General features: G+C 46.9%; 20 protein-coding genes. 7 read left to right on the top strand and 13 right to left on the bottom strand.

Annotated elements, in window-relative coordinates:
* Nucleotides 1-263 precede the first annotated feature (263 nt).
* Entirely contained in the window at nt 264-632 is a 369-nt protein-coding gene (locus A3842_RS19590; RefSeq protein WP_074102455.1) for a VOC family protein, read from the top strand.
* Between the two features lie 817 nt (nt 633-1,449).
* Nucleotides 1,450-2,049 carry a ClbS/DfsB family four-helix bundle protein gene (locus A3842_RS19585; protein WP_083609655.1) on the top strand — a complete coding sequence of 200 codons (600 nt, stop codon included), beginning with the start codon at nt 1,450-1,452 and terminating at the stop codon, nt 2,047-2,049.
* A 225-nt stretch (nt 2,050-2,274) separates the two neighbouring features.
* On the opposite strand, the gene A3842_RS19580 is transcribed toward A3842_RS19585, so the two are convergent.
* Complete coding sequence (locus A3842_RS19580) at nt 2,275-3,828, bottom strand: glycosyltransferase family 39 protein (RefSeq protein WP_074102454.1); 1,554 nt, start codon at nt 3,826-3,828, stop codon at nt 2,275-2,277.
* A 187-nt stretch (nt 3,829-4,015) separates the two neighbouring features.
* Between A3842_RS19580 and A3842_RS19575 the strand changes: the two genes are divergently transcribed.
* From A3842_RS19575 to A3842_RS19565, 3 genes are all read left to right on the top strand, one after another.
* The gene (locus tag A3842_RS19575) at nt 4,016-5,005 is read left to right on the top strand and encodes a DUF4003 family protein (protein ID WP_074102453.1); all 990 of its coding nucleotides are present in this window, start codon (nt 4,016-4,018) and stop codon (nt 5,003-5,005) included.
* 153 nt (nt 5,006-5,158) lie between these two features.
* A complete protein-coding gene (locus A3842_RS19570) occupies nt 5,159-6,934 on the top strand; it encodes an ABC transporter ATP-binding protein (protein ID WP_074102471.1) in 1,776 nt (591 codons plus the stop codon).
* Nucleotides 6,921-8,696 carry an ABC transporter ATP-binding protein gene (locus A3842_RS19565; RefSeq protein WP_074102452.1) on the top strand — a complete coding sequence of 592 codons (1,776 nt, stop codon included), beginning with the start codon at nt 6,921-6,923 and terminating at the stop codon, nt 8,694-8,696. The genes A3842_RS19570 and A3842_RS19565 overlap by 14 nt, the downstream gene beginning before the upstream one ends.
* 117 nt (nt 8,697-8,813) lie before the next feature.
* On the opposite strand, the gene A3842_RS19560 is transcribed toward A3842_RS19565, so the two are convergent.
* Nucleotides 8,814-9,719 carry a GNAT family N-acetyltransferase gene (locus tag A3842_RS19560; protein ID WP_074102451.1) on the bottom strand — a complete coding sequence of 302 codons (906 nt, stop codon included), beginning with the start codon at nt 9,717-9,719 and terminating at the stop codon, nt 8,814-8,816.
* 277 nt (nt 9,720-9,996) lie between these two features.
* Here A3842_RS19560 and A3842_RS19555 point away from each other — a divergent pair, with 277 nt between their 5' ends.
* A complete protein-coding gene (locus A3842_RS19555) occupies nt 9,997-10,644 on the top strand; it encodes an alpha/beta hydrolase (RefSeq protein ID WP_143186322.1) in 648 nt (215 codons plus the stop codon).
* Nucleotides 10,645-10,718: 74 nt separating this feature from the next.
* Complete coding sequence (locus tag A3842_RS19550) at nt 10,719-11,141, top strand: VOC family protein (RefSeq protein WP_074102450.1); 423 nt, start codon at nt 10,719-10,721, stop codon at nt 11,139-11,141.
* A 23-nt stretch (nt 11,142-11,164) separates the two neighbouring features.
* Here the strand turns inward: A3842_RS19550 and A3842_RS19545 are convergent, their stop codons facing one another.
* The 11 genes from A3842_RS19545 to A3842_RS19495 form a co-directional block, all read right to left on the bottom strand.
* Nucleotides 11,165-12,040 carry a formylglycine-generating enzyme family protein gene (locus A3842_RS19545; RefSeq protein WP_074102449.1) on the bottom strand — a complete coding sequence of 292 codons (876 nt, stop codon included), beginning with the start codon at nt 12,038-12,040 and terminating at the stop codon, nt 11,165-11,167.
* A gap of 88 nt (nt 12,041-12,128) precedes the next feature.
* On the bottom strand, nt 12,129-12,761 hold the full coding sequence (locus A3842_RS19540) for a glycoside hydrolase family 11 protein (RefSeq protein WP_074084335.1): 633 nt from the start codon (nt 12,759-12,761) through the stop codon (nt 12,129-12,131).
* A 301-nt stretch (nt 12,762-13,062) separates the two neighbouring features.
* A complete protein-coding gene (locus A3842_RS19535; RefSeq protein ID WP_074102448.1) occupies nt 13,063-16,431 on the bottom strand; it encodes a HEAT repeat domain-containing protein in 3,369 nt (1,122 codons plus the stop codon).
* A 39-nt stretch (nt 16,432-16,470) separates the two neighbouring features.
* On the bottom strand, nt 16,471-18,567 hold the full coding sequence (locus A3842_RS19530) for a CAP domain-containing protein (protein WP_074102447.1): 2,097 nt from the start codon (nt 18,565-18,567) through the stop codon (nt 16,471-16,473).
* 164 nt (nt 18,568-18,731) lie between these two features.
* Complete coding sequence (locus tag A3842_RS19525; protein ID WP_074102446.1) at nt 18,732-19,670, bottom strand: phosphotransferase; 939 nt, start codon at nt 19,668-19,670, stop codon at nt 18,732-18,734.
* A gap of 54 nt (nt 19,671-19,724) precedes the next feature.
* Complete coding sequence (locus A3842_RS19520; RefSeq protein ID WP_074102445.1) at nt 19,725-20,651, bottom strand: serine hydrolase domain-containing protein; 927 nt, start codon at nt 20,649-20,651, stop codon at nt 19,725-19,727.
* Nucleotides 20,652-20,674: 23 nt separating this feature from the next.
* Entirely contained in the window at nt 20,675-21,757 is a 1,083-nt protein-coding gene (locus tag A3842_RS19515; RefSeq protein ID WP_074102444.1) for a nucleotidyltransferase domain-containing protein, read from the bottom strand.
* A gap of 88 nt (nt 21,758-21,845) precedes the next feature.
* The gene (locus A3842_RS19510) at nt 21,846-23,579 is read right to left on the bottom strand and encodes a S41 family peptidase (RefSeq protein WP_074102443.1); all 1,734 of its coding nucleotides are present in this window, start codon (nt 23,577-23,579) and stop codon (nt 21,846-21,848) included.
* Between the two features lie 73 nt (nt 23,580-23,652).
* Nucleotides 23,653-25,038, bottom strand: coding sequence for a sensor histidine kinase (locus A3842_RS19505; protein ID WP_074102442.1), 1,386 nt, complete (start codon nt 25,036-25,038; stop codon nt 23,653-23,655).
* Nucleotides 25,035-25,715, bottom strand: a complete 681-nt coding sequence (locus A3842_RS19500; RefSeq protein WP_074102441.1) for a response regulator transcription factor — start codon at nt 25,713-25,715, stop codon at nt 25,035-25,037. Before A3842_RS19500 ends, A3842_RS19505 begins: the two co-directional genes overlap by 4 nt.
* 34 nt (nt 25,716-25,749) lie before the next feature.
* Complete coding sequence (locus A3842_RS19495) at nt 25,750-26,376, bottom strand: type 1 glutamine amidotransferase family protein (RefSeq protein ID WP_074102440.1); 627 nt, start codon at nt 26,374-26,376, stop codon at nt 25,750-25,752.
* Nucleotides 26,377-26,474 lie beyond the last annotated feature (98 nt).

Genomic DNA, 26,474 nt, shown 5'->3' with positions numbered 1-26,474 from the left:
TAAAAGAAACGAATGGTACGCTGAAGGCTGATGAGCGTCAACTGTACTCCCCCTGCTGGAGAGCTACAGGATACCGCATCTTTTCGCGGATTCCATGAGAGATTTGTACAAATGCTTAACAAACTCACGTTAGTTGATGTTTTCAGTATTGAATGCGACTCCTTTTGTACAGGGTAGCACAAGCTAAACATTAACACACTCCGTACATTGGCCATTAATGAACACCTGTAACATAAACTACCGCATATACTAAGGAGGACACTATGTCAGTAATTGGACCCGACTTCATTTCACTTCAAGTGAGCAATCTTGAAAGCTCTGCGGAATTCTATCAAAACCATCTCGGACTTGTCCGCTCACAGGCGGGACCACCTCATGCTGTGGTCTTTGAAACAAAGCCTATTGCATTTGCTCTTCGTGACCTAATGCCAGGAGTAGAACTCGGTTCAGGTACTCAGCCTGGACTTGGTGTCGCTCTCTGGCTTCATGCCCCTGATACGCAAGAAATCCACGACAAGCTTATTGCAGCAGGCGTAAAGATTACATCCGCACCAATAGATGGACCATTCGGGCGAACCTTTACATTTGCCGACCCAGACGGTTACCTAGTTACCCTTCACAGTAAAGCCTAAATCCGTAAATGTATCAAGCAAGCTTATGATAGTGATGACTTCCTCTGTCACAGGGAACCAGGTGATTATTACGAGGTTAAGTTTATTTCTCTAAAAGTGATATACTCCCCGTACGGTAGACAGGTGAAATCATTAAACCTGTTACTGTAAGAGGAGTTTTTGCATGTCTAAAGGAAGCTTAGTGCAACGGAGGAAGTTAGCTATCCTTCAAGAGGTTGAAAGCCGCCATAATGGAATAAAGGGAACATCCGTATGAATTCTCCAAATCACTGCTCCAGCTGAATTCACATAATCCTCATAATTAATCATCTATCGACTTCCCTTCAACATGTTCATTTTTGAGCCTATTATAATATGACATTGGTTAGAGATACCAATATTATCATGCTGCATGATCTGAAGCGAACTGGAAAAAGTAAACCTAATCCCCTGGAATTGCAGCTCAAAAGGGGATTAGTTGGATTTTGTACATCTAATCCCAGTCCATTTCCCCCTTACAGGTGGTTTCAGCAGAATTAGTGATCCTTTTTCCAACTACGAGTCCTCCATGAGCCCAATGAGTTCCATTAGTGATCCTTTTTCCACTAAGAGCGGCTGCAATTCCTCTCAATTCCTCTCGATTCCTAATTCCTCAATTCAACTTCAAATATACATACTCCCAAACCAGCTAAATGCCAAAAGAACACAGAAAAACCCGGCTACTCTCCCATCACGGAGGTAACCGGGTTATGTATTAATCCATACCCATAGGATAAATATGACATACTGCTGTCACTGCTCTATGATATAACAAAGACAAAAATGAGGTGCGAAAGCTATGGCGAGCTATGAGTATTTGTCCAAGGAGGATCTACTAGAGGGCATTCACACTAAATATATCCTTCTGGATGCAGAATTCGAGGACATCGACAATAGCCAGAAAGATGTGAGAATACCCGAAGCAGATAAAACCCCTGCCGAGGTCATTGCCTACCAGCTAGGCTGGCTTCAGCTTGTTATGGGCTGGGACAAAGATGAACGGGAAGGCCGGACCGTGAGTATGCCCTCTCCGGGCTACAAATGGAACCAGCTTGGCGGACTGTACCAGTCTTTTTACAGAACATACGCCGAGTATTCCCTTCCCGAGCTGCGGGACTTATTCCGGCAGATGGAACAGCAGTGGCTGGACTGGGTCGGCACGTTAACGGAAGAAGAGCTTTTTACGCAGGGTATCCGCCATTGGACCGGCAGCAAGGAGAACTGGCCCATGGCAAGATGGATTCACATCAATTCGGTGGCACCCTTCACCAGCTTCCGGGCAAAGCTCAGAAAGTGGAAGAAACACATACACATTCACTTGGTACCCGTTGATCCGCTGGTTGATCCGCCCGTTGATCCACTCGTTGATCCGTCGGTTGATCCGCCGTCCGTCCCTTGACCGCCGTTTCTTTGCGTCCTGCCATTCATGCCAGGAAAGCCGCCGTTCCCCCGGCCTCCACCCTTAAAGTTCTTGCCGCCGTTCATTCCCGGGAATCCGTTCATCCTTGAACCGGAGTCGGTACTCGGGATTTGTTGGGCGGTAATGGCGTCACAGGAGACAAGCACCATGGAACAGCTAAGCATTAGAAGCAGCACTGAGATACAGGTTCTCTTGCTCCGCATCCTATGACACCTTCTTTCTGAATATATAATCGTATATGTCCTTGAATCCCATGTAAGAAAATATAATCAGCAGCGGATACACCGGATAAATATAGCGGGACTTGATCTCCCACAGCAGATAGAATCCGATGAACCCCAGAATCACCAGAATCAGAGGAGTTTCAGCATACCGTCCAGCCTTTAATCCGCCGATCAACCGAACAAGAATACCAGCATACATCACCATATTCAGGACATACATCATCCAGATCAATCCTCTTCTGGCATCCGAATCTCCCTTGAACCCATCCGAAGCAAACGTATGATATACATAGCTATCCATAACAAAGCCCATTCTTCCGTGATTGCTGGACGAGCCGTCATTACCTATCCCATACCGCTCCATCTGGTACGTACCTTCAGTCCAGGTCCATATCAGCTTTTTATAATACATCTTCCCTAACTCGCCCACCGTGGCTGCAGACAACTTATTCGCGATGGATTCCTTGAACAGTTCCGTGCTTTCCGCCTTGTTATAGCCCGCATCCTGCTGATAGATGCTATAGCTCTCCCGGTTATCCCAGAAGCCGAACGTCTCCAGATTGATGCCCATATTCAGCCACATGTAGACAGGCGCTGAGTTGGTATTGACCGGTTCTTCTACGACATGTGTAGCCTGCAGCACAGCATTTTGCGTCCAGTTCGGAACATTGAAGAGTACGGCTGTGATGCCTGCTGCGATGATGAGTTTTTTGAGCCCAAGGGTCCGCATGTGAAATAGAAGAGTTAGCAGCACCGTAATCAGGAAAATAACACCAATACTCCGGAAATAGTTCCCTACTGCCAGCAAAATGGCTGCGATGAGGATATCCCTCAGTGAATGAGTTCTTATGAACCGTATTGCAAAATAGAATGCACTAGTCAGAAAAGCGGTGGCAATCACGTCATTATAGATGAGATTACTCATGAACAACGAAGGAATGTAAGTCGCGGCAAACACCAGGACTCCATAGTCATTAAGCTTGGACTTCGTGTTGAGCTCTTTGTACAGCAAGTAGATCATTAGCGTAGTAACCAGTGAAAACAGAATATTGAAACCCTTGATCACCAGATAATTATCCGGAAACAGGTACAGCAGCGTCTTCAAATACAGCACGATGGAGAATTGGAACGGAAACATATGAAGATAGCCGCTTGTTTCGAAGGAAGAATAATCGTTCCGGTACAGCATATCCATAGCCAGTGAGAGCACCGTCTGGGAATCATCCGTGGGCAAGCGGGTGAACAGGAAGATGATCACGATTTGGATGGCACAAGAAAAAAGCAGCGTGAGCGGAATGACTATCCTCGGACTGTACTTATCGAGCTTCAGGCACATTCTATACAGAACGATGCTTGCAGCAAGGACGACTAAGATCAGCACAATGAACATAAGCAGCTTTTGCCGTTCCAGAACCGGCGTGTCGCCGTCTGCAAAGTAGTTGTACTCCGCCCGGAGAAAGAAGGAGGAAGCGATGAACAGGCTTATAAAAAGAGCCAGTATGACATACAATGTTCGTTGAATTCCCTTTACCATGGACAACCTCCCTAGCAGCAGTGCCTGTGTTGTATTTATCACATGCCTGGATATATAGAAGCAGTATAATGGTCCAATCTGAAAATTTGATGAAAGTCACGCAGATCTGAACAGGAACGGAAGAGAATGAACATACGTAAGAGATCCTATGAAATTCAATACAGTCTAGATAAGAGGAGTGTATCCGATGAAAGAGCCTTATTCGGCCAAGCTTGAATTATTTGCTGAGAATGCACAGCGGGTCAAAAAAGGATTTGCCTGGAAAAATGCCCAGGTCAACCGCCTGGCGGCACTGCTGTATACTGCCGAGAACAAAATAGCCGACAGTGACGCGATTCGTGCCAGCTATGAATTGATTAAGGAGCATACCGGAAGCTTTTCTACATTTAGAGGCACTACCGCAATCAGCATTGCCGCCCTGCTCTCCCTATCTGCTGAACAGGAGCGGCAGCTCGCAGACACATTGGCTGTCTATGAAATGCTCAAGGATGTTAAATTCAGAGCCTCTGACTATCTTGTCATAGCCGCCTATCAGATCGCTGTGAATACAACATCGGATCAATATCAACAGACAGTGGAACGGGCAAAAGCGTTCTATGACCGCATGAAGTCCAGGCACCCTTTCCTTACGGGCCGTGACGACTATATCTTCGCTGCGATGCTCGGCCTCTCTGATATCAACGTGGAGAACGGAGTAGAACGGATGGAGCAGCTATATGCTGTGCTGAAACCCGAGTTTCTGTCCGGAAACAGCGTACAGGCGCTGACGCAGGTGCTGGTTCTTGGGGAAGATGCCTCGGAAACAGCAGCCCACGTACTTGCCCTGCGCGAGGCGTTTCGCGCTAGAGGAATCCGGCTGGATAAAGAATATACCCTATCCTCTCTTGGCGTATTATCTCTGCTGCCCTGCACCCAGGGAGAGATCGTGAATGATGTCTCGGAGACCTATGAGTTTCTGCGCACCCAAAAGGGCTTCGGCAGCTGGTCCATTACGAAGCAGGAGCTGCTCCTGCTGTCGGCTGCTATGGTAGCTTTCAAATATGTAGAAGAGGCTAAAAACGGTGTAGTGACCACGACGCTGACCACCAGTATTACCAACATTGTCATCGCGCAGCAGACCGCTATTGCCGCGGCGGCTGCCGCATCAGCAGCCAGCGCATCTTCAGCTTCAAGTTAGTCCATTGGTTGCGCATTCAAAAGTTCAATCGATTGTAACAAGAAAATTATTCAATTCCAGTTACTGGCTGCATGTAAGTGTTATAATCACTTTGATTTATTCACTCACTCCTGTATGGCAGGGGTGAAAGAACATGCAGAAACAGGTGATCAAATGTTTGAACTGAAATGGCTGTGGCAGAATCTGCAGGGAAACCGGGCCCGGTATATTCTGGCGCTATGCCTATCGGTGGCGGGCTCAAGTCTGACGATTGTGAATCCGTACCTCAGCCAGCGTATCGTCGATACGTTCATTGCCGGAGACGATGCCGTGCAGAATCTGACGGATAAGCGCGGGCTGCTCATTATGCTATGCCTGGGGATGATTGGCTTTTCCCTGCTCCGCACAGGTCTGGCTTATTTTACGACCATGCAATATGAGCGCTCTTCGCAGAACATGCTGTACCGCATCCGCATCTATTTGTACAACAAGATTCAAGGACAGGACCGGGAGTATTACGACCATAACCGCACCGGTGATCTCATGACCAAGATGACAGGGGATCTGGACATGGTCCGGCACTCGATGGCGTGGATTTTCAAAACGATCATCGAATCGCTCACGATTTTCGCGGCCGCCGTGATCTATTTTTTCAGCATCGATATCGGCCTGACGTTGTGGATGCTCACCCTGTCACCACTAATTTTTGTCGTAGCCTACATATTTGCCAAGCATGTACGCCCTATGTATGTGGACCTGCGCGAGCGGCTGTCCCAGCTTAACACGACCACGCAGGAGAACATTTCCGGAAACCGGGTGGTCAAGGCTTTTGCCCGTGAGGCTTACGAAATCGAGAAATTCACAGAAAAGAACATCAACTTCTCGACCGCGAATAAAAAAGCAGCGCTCGTATGGCTGGATTACTTCCCGTATCTGGAAACCTTTGCCCAGGGCTTCAATGTCATCCTGATGCTGGTGGGCGGGCTCTACCTGATGGATAACCGGATCACCTTTGGTGAATTCGCTGCCTTCTCCTCACTGGTCTGGGCCATCTCAAACCCCATGCGCAACATCGGCATCATTATCAACGACATTCAGCGCTTTTTCGCCAGCTTGACCAAGATCGTCGAGATCTATTACGCCCGGCCGACTATTGTCAACGAGCATAAGGCTACCACCAAACGCCGCTATGAAGGCCGGATTACGTTCGAGCATGTCACCTTCAAATATGACAGCGCTACAGTTCTGGATGATGTCAGCTTCACGGTGGAGCCCGGCGAAACCATTGCAATTATGGGTTCGACAGGGTCAGGCAAAACAACTCTCATCAATCTGATCCCCCGCTTCTATGATGTGTCCGGCGGGCGTGTGCTGGTAGACGGGGTTGACGTTCGGGAACTGGAGCTTGACGAGCTGCGCGGCAATATCGGTATGGCCACTCAGGACGTTCTTCTGTTCTCCGATACCATCGACGGAAACATTGCCTATGGCGAACCCGAGCTTCCGGAGGAAGAGGTCGTAGCCTATGCCGGACTCGCAGCCGCTCACGATTTCATTGTCCGGATGCCCGAAGGGTATGATACCGTGGTCGGGGAGCGCGGCGTCGGCCTATCCGGCGGGCAGAAGCAGCGTATTGCGCTCGCCCGCGCCCTAGCTGTCCAGCGGTCCATCCTGGTTCTGGATGATACCACCTCCGCTGTGGATCTGGAGACGGAGGAGCACATTCAGAACAGTCTGCGTGGGCTGGACTATCCCTGCACGAAGCTGATTATCGCGCAGCGGGTATCCACCACTGCTGAGGCTGACCGCATCCTCATCCTGGATGGCGGACGGCTGATTGAAGAAGGCACCCATGCCGAACTGCTGGCACAGCGGGGCTATTATTATGATGTATTTATGCTGCAGAACGAGGGTATTGGAAGGCAGGTGATGGCTCATGGCCAGGAATAAATTCGACGTCGACGAGAATCTGGAGTCGCCTTTTGACATCAGGCACTTCCGCCGTGCGATGATCTATATCCGGCGGAAGAAGACGCCGATGATTGTCGCATTTATACTGAGTGCTCTCTCAGCAGCCATCGCATTGTCAGCACCGCTGATCCTGCAGCATGTCGTAGACGTAACCATCCCCGCCAAGGAGAAGCTTCATTTGCTGGGGTGGTCGCTGCTGATGCTGCTGACCATCGTGGTCAGCGTCATTCTGGCTACCATCCGCTCACGGATCATGACGAGCGTCGGGCAGGATATTATATTTGACATCCGCACGGATTTGTTCGCCCATTTGCAGGAGCTGCCCTTCAAATATTACGACGACCGCCCGCAGGGTAAAATCCTGATTCGGGTCGTGAACTACGTCAACGCGGTTTCCGATGTGTTATCGAACGGGATCATCAACTTTATTCTGGAGATTGTCAATTTAATCTTTATCGCCGCATTCATGTTCGCCGTGGATGTAAGGCTCTCCTTCGTCATTCTTGCAGGACTGCCAGTGTTCCTAGGCATCATGCTGCTGATCAAAACCCGGCAGCGGCGCGCATGGCAGGCCGTATCCAACAAAAGCTCCAATCTGAACGCCTATACACAGGAGAGCATTACCGGTATTGGCGTGACACAGATATTTTCCCGTGAGCAGCAGAATGAAGGGATTTTCACACGCCTGTCCGGCAATTTTCGCAAGGAATGGATGCGGGCGGTATCTTACAATATGCTGATTCCTTTTTCGGTAGACAACCTGTCCACCATCGTTACAGCCTTGATCTTTCTTGTAGGTCTGCTGACCCTGGACCCCAAGGATGTTACCTTTGGAGTCATTCTGGCCATGAGCAGCTACGCCGCCCGCTTCTGGCAGCCGATTCTGAATCTCTCGAACCTGTACAATAACTTCATTAATGCCGTAGCCTATCTGGAGCGTATCTTTGAAACGCTGGATGAGCCGGTTACCGTCAGTGATATTCCGGATGCCCGGGAGCTTCCGCCCGTTCAAGGCCGGGTCACCTTCGATGATGTGACCTTCGCCTATGACCCGGGGCTCAACATCCTGGAGAATATCTCCTTCGACGTCAAGCCCGGGGAGAGCATTGCCCTGGTTGGACCGACAGGTGCAGGCAAAACGACCGTCGTCAATTTGATCTCGCGTTTCTATGACTTGACCGGGGGACGAATTCTGATCGACGGCCAGGATATCTCGCAGATTACGCTAAAGTCTCTGCGCAGCCAAATGGGGATTATGCTTCAGGACAGCTTCATCTTCTCGGGCACCATTCTGGACAATATCCGTTACGGGAAGCTCGATGCTACCGAAGAAGAAGTCGTCGCTGCCGCCAAAGCGGTCTGCGCCGACGATTTCATCCGTGAATTCGATAAGGGCTACCTGACCGAGGTCAATGAGCGCGGCTCCAAGCTGTCGCAGGGACAGCGGCAGCTCATCTCTTTTGCCAGAACGCTGCTAGCCGATCCGCGGATTCTCATCCTGGATGAAGCCACTTCGTCCATCGATGCGAAGACGGAACGCCTGCTGCAGAAAGGTCTGAACGAACTGCTCAAGGGACGAACCTCATTCATTATTGCGCATCGCCTCTCCACCGTTAGGAACTGCGACCGCATCATGTATGTATCGGACAAAGGCATCGCGGAGAGCGGCTCGCATGATGAATTGATTGCCCGCCGGGGTCTGTATTACCGGCTGTATTCGGCGCAAAAGATGGAAGCCTGAGACACAGTAAGGCTCCAATAGCAGAAGGAAGACCCCGGTTCCAGGAACCGGGGTCTTCTTATGTCCTTTTAAGTGATAACAGGTAATCCTTTACACGTCCGGCTGTCCGCATCCGGTTTAACTAATCTCATAGCCAACCGTCAGTCTGAATCCATACAGCTCGTAGCCGATCTGCGTATAGAGGCGAATGGCCTTCTGATTGTTTCCATGCGTGCCCAGGGTAGCGATGGTTTTCCCCTGCGTTTTCAGGTAATCCAGTGCAGTACAGATGATGTTCCGGGCAATACCTTGTTTCTGCCATTCTGGAATGACAAATACATTCTCCGTTGCACTTCTCTCCTCTGATATTCTCCAGGTAGAGGTATTGGCGATCAACTCGCTGCCATGAAACGCACAGAAGTTGACCATTTCCTGCGCTCCCTGCATCCAGCTTAATTGGTTCATGCTCCACGCCACACCGTCAAAGGAAGCAAGTTCCGCTTGGTGATACTTCTCCAGAGCCTCACTGTTATCCAGTACAAAGGGCTGTACCTGCACACCATCAGGTAATGGATACCTCGGAATCTCCTGCTCCAGATCATACTTGAACACCACAATCGTATCAAAGATGGTAAATCCGCGTGCGAGGTAATAGCTCAATTCTTTTAGGTTATCCGTGTCAAAATAGTTAGCCATCACAATACGCTTATCCGGATACTGCGCTTTGATGTCTCTGGACCGTCTGATCAATGCAGTTGTCAGAGCATCCTTGACACGCTCATCCTCCCTATTGTCCGCAAAGATAATATCAAAAGTCAGATAGCGGACAAAGTTGCTGTCATCCGCCTGCCGGACCGCATGAAAGGTATCATGCTCCATCAGATGGGCCACGGCTACAATTTCCCCAGCTCCATTAACTGCGCAGAACATATTTTGCTTATCCAGATCGCCATGATACAGAAACAGCATGTTAAGAACAAAATCCAGACTTTCAATTTGCGCTGCATCTTCCTCTTGCGGATTGCGGATTACAAAATCATTCATTTACGAACATCGTCTCCCATCATTTGGAATCCTTTAACCTAAATAATGGGCTTGCAAGCTCAATCCGGCAAGGTAGAGTTTTAATATAGGCATTTTCACCTGGATATCTTCTGGCTGCATACCTTGACCTTGAAGTATACTTCAACCTTTATACTCTAGATATCGTACTCCAAACGGAAAGGTGGTCTATCTATCACATGGAAATATACAACAAAAGGCGTTTTATAAAGAGCTTCCTATTTGAAAAGTAGAGAACACCCTGAAGCACCTTGAGCACATGGGCGTAGAAAATATAAAGCCTTACCGGATAGGTAAAGTTAAATTATCCAGCGATGTTGCGGAGTACTCCTTTGAGGACATGCAGGTATTCACATTAAATGATAAGAAATCTCCTGATCAGAAGGTGATTCTCTATATCCATGGCGGTGCCCATACCCATCAACTGTTAGCTTTTCACTTCAGGTTCATGGATCACATGGCTCAAACCTTGAATGCCAAAATCATTGCGCCCATTTATCCCAAGGTGCCTAATTTCAACTATCAGCATACCTATCCAAGACTCCTGAACTTATACAGAGAAATTCTTGAATCCATTAAGAATCCTGAACAACTAACCCTCATGGGAGATTCGGCAGGCGGAAATATCTCGCTTAGCTTCGCACATTACATCCAAATGAATCATCTTCCGCAGCCCAAAGATATTATTTTGTTATCTCCATGCGTGGATATGGTATTGGATAATCCGGTGCTGTTCGACTATGTGACAAGAGACCCCATGTTGGCTGTGGAAGGATATGATGTGATACACCAAGGCATCGCTCACAACACCTTTGTGTATCCCAAAATGAATCATGTTTTCGTTCTTTTTCCTATCCCTGAAGCCCAGGATGCAAAACGCAAAATGATTGACATTATTAACAGTTGAATGAAGGAGCCTATGCTATACTCTTTACGTCAATTGGGATGAACTCCCAATCAACTAGGACTGGAGATGAAGCAATGATTATAACACCTACGTTACATTTTCACGGAGAATGCGAAGAGGCCATCGGACTATATCAGCAAGCGTTTGACATCAGAATAGACTTCATGTTGCATTATACCGACGCTAACCAACAGGACTGGAATCATGAATTGACAGAAGAACAAAAGGGCTATGTCTATCATGCTGAGGCTTATCTCGGGGAACAGCGCATTATGCTCTCGGATGAACTAGCCCCAGCAGCTGCTGCAAGCACATCATTATTTCTTACGATCACCTTTGAAACCGCCACTCAAGTAAAAAAGGCCTATGAAGTTTTGAAGGCTGGAGGTACGATCATTCATCCGCTGCGCAGTACGACCTATAGCTCCTGTATGGTTTCCCTTGTCGATAAGTTTGGCATCCGCTGGGGACTCATGACGGAACAGACCGATAGATAGAATCCAGGGATACACCAAGAAGGTCACTCACTGCGAAACACGCGAAAGCCCTGATCAGGGCCTATGCCACTAGCCTCGAACTTACCCTGAAAAGTTAGCTCGCTGCTGCTGACATCGCCCACCCAACCGCCGCCTTTAAGAACCCGGTAGGAGCCGCTGTTATTATTATTCAAGTCTCCGTACCAGTTCCAGCACCATTCTCTGACATTGCCCGACATATCATAGAGTCCCAGCTCGTTGGGCTTTTTGTTACCGACGGCCTTGGTTTGATTATGATTATTTTCTATCACCGGCCAGTTCCAATCACCAGATAAGTATTGATCTCCGGTGTTTCTCCAATACCATGCCACCTCATCTGCACTATTGCTGCCGCTGTATGTATAACTCTTGCTCATCCGGCCTCCGCTGGCAGCATATTCCCACTCCATTTCTGTCGGCAACCGGTAACCATTAGCTCCTGTATTGATCGTTACTGTCCATTTAACATTATCGATATCACTCTTATTATTCGGGTCCATTGTATTCTTGTCTATATTGTAATAGGGTTCTAAGCCCTCTTGTATACTCCTTTTATTACAGTACTCCACAGCGTCATACCAGCTTACCCTCTCTACCGGCAAATTGTTGCCTCTAAAAGCTGACGGATTATTCCCCATGACCTCAGACCACTCTTTTTGAGTGACCTCATATTTTCCTACATAAAAGTCGGTTAGAGTTACATTCTTCCCGTAGTAGCTGGACTTAGTATTCATAAAGGCCCCGCCTTGAACCCATATAAAGTTTTCTGGTTTTTCTTGCGGATTGTCAGGATTCCCCTGCGACTTGTCAGGCTGTTCTTGCGAACAAGCGCTAAGTACAATCATAATCATCACTAAAAGGATACTGGATAGCTTTCTCATGGATTCAGCCCTTTCACTCAATATTTTAAAATGAATACCGCCGGCCGTGAGACCGGCAGGACTCACCTATCAGTAGATTAAAAGACTGTTACCACACGGTTACGTTAGAGCTCCCGCTGCTCTGGTATCCCTCTGTCGCTAACACCTGGTAAGCCCAGCTGCTGCCCAGATTCATTCCTTTACTCTGCCAGGCATTAACGTGGTTGCTAAACGTGATAGCGACGTTGCTGCCCGTTGCCCGCTTAGACTGTCTTACACTCCAGAACTGGGTGAATGTTTGGTAGCCGTCAATGGAAGGCGCATTGGTTCGCAGAGTCGTATAGATGTCATAAGTGCCTCCATCACTGGTCACAGTGCCTTTATACGTTCCAGTAGGTCTATATGTGCCCCAACTATCAACGACGTAATATTCAATGAGTGAGTTTCTCGTCCACCCGTAGAGAGTCAAATATCCATTGCCGCTAGGTGCCCAGACACCAGCATTATAGTTAATGGTCCGGGTGGGAGATCCGGTGGTCCAGCCTTTGCCGATCACGAAATTGCCGGTATTGGACCAATTAACACTATAGTTCCCGCCAGATCCGTTCACAGCATTTACTGTTCCACCGCCATCGGTCCAATTCTGCCAATAGTCTGTATCTGCACTGGCAGTTGCAGCAAACAGGCCTGTCATTGAAACGGCCATCACTAACGTCAAGATTTTCTTGTTAAACTTAAACATGATTGTACCTCCCATATTTTCTGATTTGTAATTCCTTACTTTAATCCACTAGATTATCACTCTAAGTAAATCACTCCCTCTCATTTGTGAGCCATCCCCAGCAAAAAAGTCATCTAACATATGCAAGACAAGCTACGTCTTGTATATGTAAATTATAGGAAGTAAGCGCATACATTTCAAATTACCAAATTCAAGATTTACCCCCTATTTTTTTCACTAATTTTTGGAAAGTCATCCATATCCGTTTGTCTCATAACGCAAAAAGCCGACCCTATAAAGGGACGGCTAGGCATTTGGGGAACTAATCCAGCGCTGTCCAAATGTTAAGCGCATGTGAGCGAACCGCAATGTTCGTGTGATTTCTGTACAGCCTCAGACGGTCTGCACACTCCGGACTCCACAATAGGGCACTTCCCGCAACTTCGAGCACAGAAAGCCCAAGATACTGAGACTCGTAACCATTACCCTCAGCCCCTAGCAGATCTACAATATCTAATAGGGTTTCCGGATTCCAATAACCCCTACTGTTATTTAAATAATATGCGACCTGCTGATAAGCATCCCTTAACAGCTGTGGCTGATTTGAAACACAGTTAACCATCCGGTTGAGATAAGCGGCGGATTCCTCCACGACATTCCAGTCTATGGCTGCTATATATAATTTCATCACCACTTGCTGTAAAGTCTCATCAGATGCCAGAACATCAATAATCCCCATATACAAAGGAATCAGGTTTACGCGTGTGATCTTCGGCAATGACGTCAGCTGGTCTGCAAATTTCAGGAGACGCTGCCGGTGAGGCAAATCTCTTATGGCAGTTGCATTCCACTTATCACTTATGGCTGCACTGGCCAGCTTCTGACAAACACTGATTACGACCTCATTGACCTTACCATCACGGCAGGTTTCGATCAGAGTATTCATAGCAAATTCCCACCTGGTGCTATCCTCCAAATCCGTAATCGCCTGGGCCGTAGCAGCTGCAATAACTTCTTCATTTCCACTTATCCACTGCATCATACAACTGAAAGCACACCTGCCAACAAATACATCCGAATGACCTGAGATTTCAATGATGAATGCTAAGTAGCGCGCTCTATAGTCTAGCGGAAGATCATGAGGCTGTTGAGATAATAAACTTCTCACGATGTCGCTTTCTGCTGAAGAAGCCATTGCCTTTAATAGAGTCCAGCCGCGTTCATCATCCAAAAGCTGTCTCGCTGCATGACCTATGGATATCATTACATCCTTGTGTACGTTTGTTTTTGCGAACTCATCCATCAATAGCGGGATACTGTCACTGCTTCTATAGGCACCCAGTAACCGGATGGCCTCTTTTCTGACTGTGATTTTCAGCTTATCCCGGTTTAACAGCTCTTTAAGCATTGCAGTCAGTAACACCGGGTTCACCCTGCGGATACATCTGGGTATGGAGTACATGGCTACACGGGCCCGATCCCCATCCAGATGCTCCAGCAGAACAGGAAGCGCCTTTTCCGGCTCTTCCAGAAGTGAAAGGGCATGAAGTGCAGCTTCTGCTACGGTTACCTCTTCATCCTGCACAAGCTTCAGTAAGGGACCCGGGCCAAGATCTGGCATACTTGCCATGATCCTAATGACTCTCGAACGTTCGGTCAGGCTGCGCTTGGCATCGAAGGCGACTTTTGTGAATAAGGAGCTTAATGATTGTTGCTGCCTTGGAAGCCACCTGTTAAACCCTTCAGCAGCTGGCAGAAGATAAATCGTTTTACCCGATAAAAACCTGCCTTTGATCGCAGCCCCCGAAATAAAGGGATCCAGCCACTCTTGACGTTTCCGGTGCAGATGGAGGAACACTTCATAGACTGTAATGAACGATTTGTCCAAAGCCAGTAACTCTTTCACTCTTTCATCACGTGTGGTGTGCGGGGCAAGCCAATGTCTGGCCGCTTGTATAGCTATAGAATCTGTTTTTGCTCCCGTGGCTTCTTTTAACAGATTCTGAAGTCTGTTAATGCCGTATCCCCGTTTGCCGAATGAGTTAGCCAGGCTAATCACCAGATTGTAGTCTTCTCTCCGGTTGGCTTGTACAGCTAATGGATAAATGGCGTCAAAGATGCTCCCTTCAATCCCCCGGGGTACATTCTTCTCTAAGGATGGCAGTGAGAGCTGACCACTCTGCTTGCCCAGTTTCCGGATCGTATCAACAGCGAATTGGAACAGCTCACCCTGAGGATCGAAGGCATGATGCCGCAGAATTGCGAATGCCAGCTGTTGGACGCAGTACTTTGTACCATATGAAGTATCTCTCGCATCTATAACACTATCAACGAGCAAGGTAAGCTCTTGGACATGGGCATCCGCGAACACAGACGCAGGACTATCCGACAGCTCTTTGAACACTGCGCCCCGGACAGGGTCCTGGTCATTTTTGATCCGGCGCAAGAACAGCAGCGTCTCATCCATGCCCTGTCTCGATAGAACCGTACTCCTGATCAGCTGCATAAGCGCCGTGGCGCGTTCGTCTGCATTCGATACCTGTGTGGCTTGTTCAAGCTTCTCTCTGGAATGTTGAATAGAACGGCAAGCGGTAATTCTAATCGTCCGGTCCTGGTCATCCTTGATTTCACGAAGTCCCAGCATCCGGGCGGCTTCCTTGTCACGCAGCGTATGCGGCAATACATACAGTAATCCTTCCGGAAAAATACGTTCTTGGCGTCTATCCTCTGCATACACCGCATCAAAAATCACTTTGCGGCTGGAAGGGGGCATATGATGGAGCAGCTTCGCTATTTGCATAGGACGATCTGCTAGTAACTTAGCCAATTCAATCCATTGATCGATGGATAAATAATTTCTTCTTATTAGAATCTCAACAGGTACGCCATGAGCAAGCAGATCGCTACGCGATTCGTTTCTTGTAAGCAGTCTATACACCGCATCAGGATGGATTCGAACTAAAATGCCGAGTTGTTTTTTCAGCACAGGATGTATGGTCCCCAGGGGTCCATGGTTCATAGCACATTCTAAAAGCAAATCCGCCTTGGAATGCCCCAAAATTTCGATAGCCGATGAGAATCTCCACCACACGTATCCCTTTTCCCTGGGGGGTGTGCTCTCCAAAGTGGTTCTGAAATACTCTGCAACCACGTCTAGATGACGACTAGCCAGCTTGCGCCAATTATGAATGACATATCCAATATCCATTAGCCATTTGCGAACCGTTTCCTTATAACATGCAGATAGCAATAGGGACGCCTCTTCCGCTCCCCACCTAGCATATACAGAAGGCAACAAGCGTTCCGCCAATTCCTGACGATTGATCAATGAAACACAGCGCAGCAGCTTCCGGCGGCAATCATGCGATAGGTTAGGAAGCTCGCGTTCAATATCCAGGTCTGCACCCACTTTGGCCAAAAGCCCCGCCGCCGTATTTCTGACACTTGCCACAGGATGCCGGAGGGCTGACAACACAACCTTAGCATCTTGAGTGACATCCGCACCGGCTAATGCAAGCTGTGCCTCATAGGCACCCCCCTCCAGTAAGGAAGACAGCAATTCGGAGTACTTCGTGGAGCCATTATGATCACGGCCTAGAATGGCTACTGTATGGATTCTGTCTGAATATTTAAGTGCATCCAGTTCTTTAAGCAAGCTCTTTTTATCCATGGGATCTTTTTTGAAAATCATAAGCCGCCTCCTCCGCTGTTCTCGTTTCATTCAACTGGATCAACTGGAATATTGGTTCTCATTCATGGTGTTATACTGTATATCTAAATAGTAACTGCCTTCGGGAGTTTCCAGATATAGATTCAAAGAGGCTTGTTCGTAGGGACCAGACTCTACTTTGAACTTTCCTTCACTGTCTAAGGTTACAGTCACGTCTTCTATCTGTTTAGGATGCTTCCCCCCTGTTTGTACCCGCACTTTGAGGCTTTGGCCGGCGAATTGGGTGAACTTTCCTTCAACAGTCAGCGCATGATCTCCATGGAAATCTGCAAAGAGGGTTTGATTGGTGAACATATCCGGCTTAACATACACTACCTTTGGGGGAAGCTCTGTTAAAACTGAAGTTGGTGTTGCACCCGTCGGCCGCCCCCGTAATTCAGTAAGCTTGGGGTGCAAATATTGAAGGATCTGAGCAGCCTCTGCACGGGTAATCCCCTTATCCCCCTGATACCCCGACAAGGACAGCTCCGTAACCCCCCTCACATAATCCTTCCCTAACACGAACTTCACAGCATCATAGTTTTTGAAATTCAGCCCATCAGCTGCAGCTATAATCTCAGCGATCTTTAGCCGGGTAATTCGACTGTCCCTTGCGGGCAGTTTGGATAATCCATCCAGCGGGAAATTCCGGTCCTTGGCGATCAGGTATGCGGCATCTGCCCAATGCTTTATTTTGACTGGCTGATAAGCTTCAATGTTAACATTGTATGCTTTTAGGAGCATGGTCCAGAATTCAGCTTCGCTTACTGCTGCATCGGGTTTAAAGAGTCCCTTTCCAGCTTCGGTCATGATGCCTGCTTTCAGTGCCCATTCAATGGCCGGGAACGCCTTGTTCCCGGCAATATCCGTCAATTTGCCCGGGTCGGCAGCAGGGTAGATCTTTGATTTTAATTTTGGATATACTTTCACTTTAAGCTGTGAAGATAGGGCACCTAACGAAGCTGTGATGGTGTAATCCCCTGATTTAACACCCATTATAGCTCCCGTGGAGGATACACTTAGACCATTAGTCCGGTTAACGGAATATTTAACCTCATCGCCCAAGAGCACATCCTTTGTTCCATCATCATAGTTGCCTTCCATTTGAAGCTGAAATGGTCCGCCTTCATTGATCACGATTTCTTTATAGGTTGGAACCAGCTGTGTTAGGACATGACCTTTTCCGGTGGTGAAAGACCATACTTTCGTCTGGGTATCCAAAGAGCCCTCTACTTGATATTCCAGGGATACGGTGTACTTGTGATTCCCTTTTAATACCGACTTGGGATAAATAAAAAGAGTATTATCGTCTTTAAATTCTTCATAATAAGGAACCTCCGTTCCTTTCTCATCAGTAAGTACCGTTTGGTGTGAGATCATATCCTTATCTGTAGCTGCAGAAATAATATAACCCGAGTACTTGGCGTCAAATTGTTCAAGTGGATTCGGTATTTCACTTCCGTAGAACCCAACAGGTACGTTGGTCTGCTGATTGTAAGGGTATACGGAGATCCCTCCAGCTACAGGCTGTGTTTTTCCAGGACCGCCGGCATCCAACACGGCAGTACCGTTAACCAGGCCAATTCCAATCTCTGTATAGCGGGGGTCCAGTATAATGTCACGGTGATAGGCTGTATCGAGCCACCCTTGAATAGCTGCTTTACTGCTCTTTTGTTGGAAGTGCATGACCTCTCCAGATGCATAGCCCTGCGATCCCGACGCCCAACCCGCCGCCTTCATCCGCGCTATTACCGACTGGCCCGTATAGCCGGGCTTTCCCGATATTTCGGAGTGAGCACTCAGGCCTGGAAGATCCGCTTGATTGTTATTGTAAAATTCAGCATGCGAGATTGCCGCCTTAGTAATCGCTGCATTCAGTTGAACGGGAGGAATCCCCGCCCGGGTTCTCACCTCGTTGAGGAATTGGAGACCTTCCAGCTGATCTTCGGTATACCCGCTCCCCTCACTGGTTGGATCTGCTGCGGCAATATTGCCTGCTGCACTACATAACCCTGTACTTACAATTCCGAATACCAGTACGAAGAGGACAGTATAATGGATCAAGCGCATACGAGGACTGCGAACTACCTGATTTCGTTTTTTTCCGACAAATAACATGATAATCCCCCTTTTTTCTGAAGTTACCTATTCGACGTTTTTCAATATTTTCCCTCTATATGAGCAGAGATCTCCTACTCCAGCAAAGTAAACACGCAAAAATAAAGACGCTGGGGGATGTAATTCCCGAGCGTCAGTCAATGGACGAACTGCGTTGACGATGTTTATGAAGTAGCCATGTTCAAGTATTTTTGCAGAGCATCCTTTGCACTTGGGCTACTTGTCCACGCCCCCAAATTCCAAGTCATAAAACGTAGGCCGAGATACCGCGAAGCAATCGCATACAACGGTTCAAATCGGTCAACATGGATCTCTAATCCAAGCGAAGCCAACACATCATGATATGCTACCGCTTGTTTCAATTCAAATCTTAATGGGATGTCTAAGAAAAAGGACCCATACCTTGCTTCCTCCCAGTCAATGAAAAAAACATCATCATTATTGTGCACCAATACATTTCCTGGATTGAGGTCATTATGGATTAACGTGTGCGAATGTTCATCGTTCAACACCACTTCAATGTCATTAACTATACTGCCAGACACAGCTTCGACTTCAGGAATATACTGACCGAAAGTCTCCATAAACTGTTCATTATGTTTAGCTTCTTCCCATACAGGTTTCCATCGCCCGTAGATCATTTGTTCGATATGGTCATGATTAGCTAAGGGAAGCCACGATAACGCCTCTCTTGATCCGTGATTCATTTTGTGAATATAAGCCAAGGCATGCATTTCTTTTTTTTGAAGCATCTCGAAATTAAGGCTTTGGTAATTAGTCTTATAATCCACATCCTGAATACATAGAAGGGCCCGGTCATCTGAATCGAGGTCATGCGTTCTACTGTAGGGTACGTTAGCTGACTGCAATAATAATCGGTGGAGGATTCGGCGCTCCGTTGGATTTGCCATCTTCGTGATCAAAGAAATGTATTCTTGGGTACCTTGGTCATCAATAAGAACTTTATGCCGGGATAGGCCGACCGCTTGATATCCTGTATTTAGCAGGGTGCTTTCCATTTCAAGAACAATTGCCGTATTGGAAATGAATTGCTTCGTCGATTCCTGTATTAACTCTAAAATTTCGTTATCTTCGAGCTTCATATCCACCCTCCCAATCCATATCCAACCGGTCAGCATCTGATCAACCTGCTTGATCTATAGCTTATCAATTAGAGTATTCCAGGTCAGCTCAAGAACCCCTGTCATGTTGTGTGGTTCATTTGAAATATAGGTAACAACGGCATTCTTATCTGGAAGCATGACAACATATTGACCATATAAACCATCCATTCGATATGAATTAGGATAGGAGTTCATCCAGATGTGATATCCATATCCCTGCTGATGGTCAGCGGTTGCAAAGTCCGGGGTGAAATCTTTGGTTTGAATTTGGACAGATGTTGCCTGTTTGATATAACTTGAAGGAATAAGCTGCTTCCCTTGCCAGACCCCTTGATCAAGAATTAATTGCCCGAATCTGGATAATTGCTCTGCCGTTAAATATAATCCTGCAAATCCCTGCGGAATTCCCTTTGGACAGGTATCCCATTTAGCTTTCGGTATATCCAATTGCTGAAATATTCTTTTATCTAAGTAATCATCTAAGTTAGTCCCTGTGGTCTTGCTTATTATTTTTGAAAGCATGTACGTTGCAGAGTTGTTATATGTAAAATGAGTCCCAGGCTCAAAGATAACCGGTTCTTCAAAGAACAACTGAGAAATATCCCAACTTGTATCGCTTCCCCAATCCGCTTTAACTACTGGGCATTCTGCGTGTCCAGTTCCCATGCACAGCAAATCATGGATAGTCATCTTTATTAAATATTCATTTAAATATACTTTTGGAATATCAGGAAAAAAATCAATAACAGGGTCATTCATTTTGAAGTAACCCTCACTGATAGCAATCCCAACTGCCATTGAAGTAAACGTTTTACTTACTGACCACAAAGGAGCAGGCTTTTCTTCTTCAAAATCATGTTTCGCTATGATCTGCCCCTCTTGCCTAACCAGGACATTTAGCACCTGAAGATTTTGACTTTTTACGGACACTATCAAATCATTCAGCAATTTATTATTCATTGTAATCATCTCCGAGTTATTTCCTACAGCTTCATATATTGGTTATATAATTGCTCAAAGGTGTCGTATCGCTCGACCTTTCTTCCTACCCTGTTGTATTCTTCCAGATATTCATCCATAGCCTGCAGGAACTGATCTTTAAATAAATTAAGATGATCTGAATCAAAATACTGCATTAGCTCAAACTTTTTTGTCCCTCTCGTTTCTGTCATTTCATCAAGAAAATTTTGTGTACTCATTGCTGTAAGATAGGCATAGGATTTATCACCTAATTCCACACTTACTATAATCTTATTGCGAAGGTTACACCATAACTCCTCATAGGTACCAGCCAGATTATCATAGCCCGGGACAGGTTGCACTACGAAATCCTTATCCATTTTATGATATAAATCATTCATGCTCTTAAGAATGTTATAGGATGCACTTCTGATTTCCCGGGGAGTCTTCGCATCTATCACAGCCATATATATCATTTCAAAATCACAAGGAATATAACGGTATGTACCTATTTCCTCCAGGTATCTCTTAAGCCCCCGTTTGAAATAGGTATTGTTCAAATTCGTTAGAGCATTTACCAAATTGAATAAAACTCCGCATGAAGCATACCTTATTGCTCCTAAATCTTCAGATAGCAATGCATTCGTATATTCCTGTTTTGCTACGTCTAAATACTTTTTCGCTCTACGGATACATTCTTTCCCTATGGGCTTGGCTAAAGCATCAAGTGCTCTCTGTTTATATAGGTTTAACTTATCCATGTATTCGGGTTTTGCACAATATAATATCTGTAAATCTACCAGATGTGAAATCATGGGACTCTCGAGATTCGCTTCATCCTCTATTCTTGTTTCCCACGGCGTACAATAGATGTCATATCCAACATCCTCCAGGATAAAACAAGCAGAGATCCCCCAGCCCCGGTCCGTGTTATTAATGATAATTAGATCAAGGTCGCTTTTTTCATGAAAATCTCCGGTACTAAAAGAACCTGTAAGCCCAATGATTGCAATATCCTCAGAAAAATCTCTCTTCGCACGTTCAATAACCATGTTAATCAGTTTTTCATTTTTAATTAAAATCTTCTGTCTATTCCCATCATCCATATTCCATGTCCCCTCTCAGTCAGATCCAACGATTGATTGTATTGTATCAACCTGCCTGAATAAGGGGTATCCCGACTTTATCTATAAATCAATCTATACCAAAGGCTACGGGATGCAATTCCCGGGCAGCAATGGACTGATTCATCAGCTCCTGGTACGCATAATTCAATTCCACGTCCTGCCCTTCGATAAATTTCATTTTAAAGGTCTGCTCGTTCATGGGAACTGTAATGTCGGGAGTCGCTCCTCCTTGTCCGTGTTCATCGCTATCCCCTTGAATCTTTTGGTCTTGATTAAGGGACCTGCCATCCGGGAACTGTACGACATATCCTCCCGGCATCTTCATCTCTATAGGAGCGGATACGACACCGAACGAACCATTCGTAGGCGTAAAGCCGATAATCTTAACATTCGGCATTCCTTTTAAGAACAGAGGTAATCCTTCCCCCGAGCTCGCGGTATTATGATTAATAAGGACAGCTATCTTCCCTGAAAAGTAAATCCGCGAAGGTTGAACGGTTCTGGTCTCGGCACGGTTGAGCTCGAAGCGTCCTGTGTTCCGGTTGTAGTAACTGACGTATTCAAAGATCCTTTTCCCATTCACGAAATGTCCTGCCATTTGGGCAACCAGGTCATCATCCCCGCCCGGATTATCCCGTAGATCAATGATTATTCCCTTTACATGTTTCTCCTGAAACTCTTTTATTGTATCTTCCAGCACTTTCGCGGGATCAGATTGCGTTGTACCCGGAAGGAAATATCTGATTTTTATATAGCCGTAATTCTCCTTAAGGATCTGACCCTCCACTGGCGGATCTTCTTTCTTCAGCTTTACCTTTGTTTTCTTCAAGGTTTCGTACTGATCGTCATAAGCTGTAAGTGTTGCAGTTATGGCCGCTGAATCGTCCGGATTCTGAAATTTGACTTGGATGTCTTGGCCGACCGGGGCCCTTGCTAAGAACCGTCCTTGATTCTGAATCCGTACTCCTTCCGTTGCCGGCGGGTTCTCACTCCAGAACGTCTGGTCCAATGCCTTGTGAACGTCTTTTCCATCCCAGGTAATAATTTCGGCTCCGAGCTTGATGCCGCATTTGTCAGCCGGGCTGCCCGGTACCAGCAAGCTAACCAACACCTTGCCGTTATCCAATTGAATCACGCTGATTCCGACTCCGCCGCCAGCTTCTTTCTTAAAAGTGCTATTCCCGTCATACAGATGTTCATTCACGATTTGGATATGGCCGTCACGGAATGAAAAGAGGTAATCCCTTAAAGTTTTATAGTAGAGGTTGGAATCTTGGTTGATCTCCGCTTGGAGGATTAAAGGCTCGTATTTATTCCGCTTAGCTTCCCAATCGACTTTTTTCCAGTCTCCGAAAGGATATTCGGCGGACAATCTTTCGTTCATCGCAATGAAGGCTTGGGTATAGCCCTTATGGCTGAAATCGCTCACTGGATTATATCGGACCTCGCCCGCAATGGTTAATGCCAATAGCGTTGGGAGGGACCCGAGGACGAAAACGATAACCATGAAGGTCCGAAACTTCGGGGATATGGGTTTAACGGACGGTTTAAAGATTCTTCTAACGGTGAATAAGAAAAGTATGGCCGTTGAGGAGTAAATCAACAGAGCCAGTATAGAGGCATCACCACAGATAAGACTTATAATCGCAATGATTACGCCCGCGCCGGGAATAAAATAAAACCACCGGTTATTTTTGAGAAAAACATACCCCAGCAAGACAAACAAGTACAGCGCGCACAAAATCATTTCCCAGCCCGTTAACCATTTCAATGAATCGAAAATATTAAGTATAAAGCTCATCGTTCATATTCCTCCAATCAGTTCAATGGGTTTCGTAGTGAGCTTATTGGAGAAATATGAACGGAGCGTGAACTTAAAGAGTAGAATCAGAAGGAGAGATAACGGGAAGTGTGACGGTGAACGTTGTGCCCACCCCGACCGTACTCTTCACCTCTATGCTTCCATGATGGAGCGCAACGATCTTGTGGGAGATGGCAAGACCAAGACCATTGCCGCTCCGGTCTTCCGCCCGCGACTTGTCCACTTTGTAGAAGCGCTCAAATATTGAGCTGATCTCCTCTGGCGCAATGCCGATCCCGGAATCGCTTACTGCTACAGCGATCTCATTAGGATGGGGCCGGCTGATCACGATGAAGACCTGTCCTTCGGAAGGTGTGAACTTGATGGCATTCCCGAGCAAATTCATCCACACTTGATTGAGTTGATCCTTGTCGGCCGTTATTCGGACTGCAGCCCCTGAAAAAGACTCCATATCGACGCGGATGTTTTTGGCCGACCACTGGGGCTCGCAAGAGACAATCACCCGCCGCATCTGCTCATCCAGGGTATAGGATTCCGCCTTGAACGGATGATGCTCCGATTCGAGGGAAGCCAGCTTCAGCAGATTGTCGCTTAGTCTGGACAACCTGTCACTCTCCGTAACGATAATATCCAAGTAGCGAACGCGTTCATCCTCCCCGATAACAAGATTGCCATCCTTCAGCGCCTTCGCAAAACCGGAGATGGAAGTTAACGGAGACTGGATTTCATGAGACACGTTTGATACAAAATCCTGCCGCATCCGCTCCATTTGTCTGATATCCCGGGCCATATCGTTAATGCTCCGCGAGAGGGTTCCCAGTTCGTCTCCGCGGTTTATTTTCAGTTCAACCTCGAAGTCGCCTTTGGCCAGCCGCTTAGTCGCATCCGTCATCGCTTGGAGAGGCTTCACCACGTATCTGCCGGCAACGAGAATGCCCAAGCTTCCGATCGTGAGCATGAGAAGCAGGATGGTAAAGAACAAACGGATGAGCGCGCCTTCGTTCTTAGAAGAGCTCTGTAAAAATAAGGCATAATGTTTCCCTTCAGATAAAAATGGAAGGCCGACAAACGTTCCGTTATCTTTTCCCTGTGAACGGTACAGCTCTCCCTGCAGCACCTTGCGCACAGATTCCGGGTTAATCTTGCCGGCCTTCCTGCCCTTGGTCGGTACATAGGAGTTCACCCCGCCATTACCGTCGTACAGCTGAAGGGTATAGGAAACCAATTCGGCCATATTATCCATTAATATATCCAAATCCGGAGGATTCGTCTGTTCATACACGCGTATGATACGATTGCCGGCCGCAATCATATCGTTCTTCCCTGTAGCGTTCAGAGTCTTCTGGAATAGAGCAAGGGAGATTAGCAAGGATGAGACCAAGCTGATGACGATAACAGCCAGAAAAGTCAGCACGACGCGGACATATAATGTTTTCACCCTGGATTCACCGCCAGACGATAGCCTACACTTCGTGCCGTTTCAATGCGGAAATGGCGGGCATCCCCGGCAAAACGTTCCCGCAGCCGCTTGATATGAACATCGACAGTCCGGTCGTCTCCTTCGTAATCCATGCCCCAGATCTGGGTGATCAGCTGCTCCCGCGTGAAGATCTGCCCCGGGTGGCCGGCAAGCATGAATAACAGTTCGAATTCCTTTAGAGGCAAAGTTAATTCCTGGTCTCCCCGCATGACCTTATACGTTTTCCGGTTCAGTACGATATCCCCCAGAGGGATGACCTGAGAAGAGGCAATCCGGGATCGCCTCAGTAATGCCTTAACCCTCATCACAAGCTCCGCCGGATCGAACGGCTTCGTCATATAATCGTCGGTCCCGAGCTGGAAGCCTTTGATCTTTTGACCCGATTCACCCTTGGCCGTTACCATCAGAAGCGGAATATCAGGATCACTTGTCCGAATCGCCTGGCATAACTCCCATCCGTCCATATGCGGCATCATAATATCGAGGATAACCAGATCGATTCCCGAACCTTTGATGATGGCATGCGCATCGATACCATTGTCCGCCTCAGCCAGATCGAACCCTTCATTCTTCAAGTAAAGGCAGATCAAGGCGCGAATATGCGGATCGTCGTCCACGATAAGAATTTTGACCATATAAACAGTCCTCCAACCTTTTGTATTCATAACCTCACTGGACTGATTCCATCAGCTCATAGAAATACTGGGAATCGTGAGTCTTATTAAGACTATACCAGGCATCTAATGTTTTTGAAGAAAACACATCCAGAGCTTTCAAGATATGTGCTGCAAATTCCAAAGGAGCTATTCCAGAAGACGTGATCAGTTTTCCATCGGTTACAGTGGACTCCTCTTTATAATACTGTTCGCCCGTATAAGCGGGACAGATCATTTTAAGATATCCCAGATCATTGCTTGTATGACAGCGTGAATTCAGCAGTCCAGTTTGGGCTAGTCCTATTGTAGCACCGCAAATGGCTGCAACCAGTACCCTTTCCTGTAAACACCTCTCAACAAATTTTAAGATGGGGTGATGAATGGACTCTGTCCATGTATTTCCACCGGGTAAAATTAATGCATCTGTACTTTCAATGCTGCACTCATCCAGTTGGAGGTCAGGCAGTATTTTCAATCCGCCCATTGTAGTTACAGGTGTCTTTTCAATTCCCACAGTAACTATTTTGGATGGGGAGAGTCCCTTTCTGTAATATCTTCCCGAGTTCAGTTCGGAAGTTACGTAACCTATTTCCCAGTCTGCCATGGTGTCAAATACATAAAGATATACCGTGCTACTCATTTGTAAATCCTCCCAGTATACTATCAAGTGATAACCAATCATCAACAGCGATCAATTATTATCCCTATTATAAAACGGCTTGACTGACAACTACTGTC

The organism is Paenibacillus sp. P3E, assembly GCF_001909045.1.
Lineage (GTDB): Bacteria > Bacillota > Bacilli > Paenibacillales > Paenibacillaceae > Paenibacillus_AQ > Paenibacillus_AQ helianthi.
The sequence above is the reverse complement of the archived record's forward strand: the minus strand, read 5'-3'. Positions and strand labels throughout refer to the sequence as shown.

Excerpts from the sequence above, each read along its gene's own strand:
- A3842_RS19550 (WP_074102450.1), top strand. The coding sequence starts at position 10,719 with ATGATTATAACACCTACGTTACATTTTCACGGAGAATGCGAAGAGGCC.
- A3842_RS19560 (WP_074102451.1), bottom strand. The coding sequence starts at position 9,719 with ATGAATGATTTTGTAATCCGCAATCCGCAAGAGGAAGATGCAGCGCAA.
- A3842_RS19565 (WP_074102452.1), top strand. The coding sequence starts at position 6,921 with ATGGCCAGGAATAAATTCGACGTCGACGAGAATCTGGAGTCGCCTTTT.
- A3842_RS19535 (WP_074102448.1), bottom strand. The coding sequence starts at position 16,431 with ATGATTTTCAAAAAAGATCCCATGGATAAAAAGAGCTTGCTTAAAGAA.
- A3842_RS19540 (WP_074084335.1), bottom strand. The coding sequence starts at position 12,761 with ATGTTTAAGTTTAACAAGAAAATCTTGACGTTAGTGATGGCCGTTTCA.
- A3842_RS19545 (WP_074102449.1), bottom strand. The coding sequence starts at position 12,040 with ATGAGAAAGCTATCCAGTATCCTTTTAGTGATGATTATGATTGTACTT.
- A3842_RS19520 (WP_074102445.1), bottom strand. The coding sequence starts at position 20,651 with ATGAATAATAAATTGCTGAATGATTTGATAGTGTCCGTAAAAAGTCAA.
- A3842_RS19510 (WP_074102443.1), bottom strand. The coding sequence starts at position 23,579 with ATGAGCTTTATACTTAATATTTTCGATTCATTGAAATGGTTAACGGGC.
- A3842_RS19495 (WP_074102440.1), bottom strand. The coding sequence starts at position 26,376 with ATGAGTAGCACGGTATATCTTTATGTATTTGACACCATGGCAGACTGG.
- A3842_RS19590 (WP_074102455.1), top strand. The coding sequence starts at position 264 with ATGTCAGTAATTGGACCCGACTTCATTTCACTTCAAGTGAGCAATCTT.
- A3842_RS19575 (WP_074102453.1), top strand. The coding sequence starts at position 4,016 with ATGAAAGAGCCTTATTCGGCCAAGCTTGAATTATTTGCTGAGAATGCA.
- A3842_RS19515 (WP_074102444.1), bottom strand. The coding sequence starts at position 21,757 with ATGGATGATGGGAATAGACAGAAGATTTTAATTAAAAATGAAAAACTG.
- A3842_RS19570 (WP_074102471.1), top strand. The coding sequence starts at position 5,159 with ATGTTTGAACTGAAATGGCTGTGGCAGAATCTGCAGGGAAACCGGGCC.
- A3842_RS19530 (WP_074102447.1), bottom strand. The coding sequence starts at position 18,567 with ATGTTATTTGTCGGAAAAAAACGAAATCAGGTAGTTCGCAGTCCTCGT.
- A3842_RS19555 (WP_143186322.1), top strand. The coding sequence starts at position 9,997 with ATGGGCGTAGAAAATATAAAGCCTTACCGGATAGGTAAAGTTAAATTA.
- A3842_RS19580 (WP_074102454.1), bottom strand. The coding sequence starts at position 3,828 with ATGGTAAAGGGAATTCAACGAACATTGTATGTCATACTGGCTCTTTTT.
- A3842_RS19525 (WP_074102446.1), bottom strand. The coding sequence starts at position 19,670 with ATGAAGCTCGAAGATAACGAAATTTTAGAGTTAATACAGGAATCGACG.
- A3842_RS19585 (WP_083609655.1), top strand. The coding sequence starts at position 1,450 with ATGGCGAGCTATGAGTATTTGTCCAAGGAGGATCTACTAGAGGGCATT.
- A3842_RS19500 (WP_074102441.1), bottom strand. The coding sequence starts at position 25,715 with ATGGTCAAAATTCTTATCGTGGACGACGATCCGCATATTCGCGCCTTG.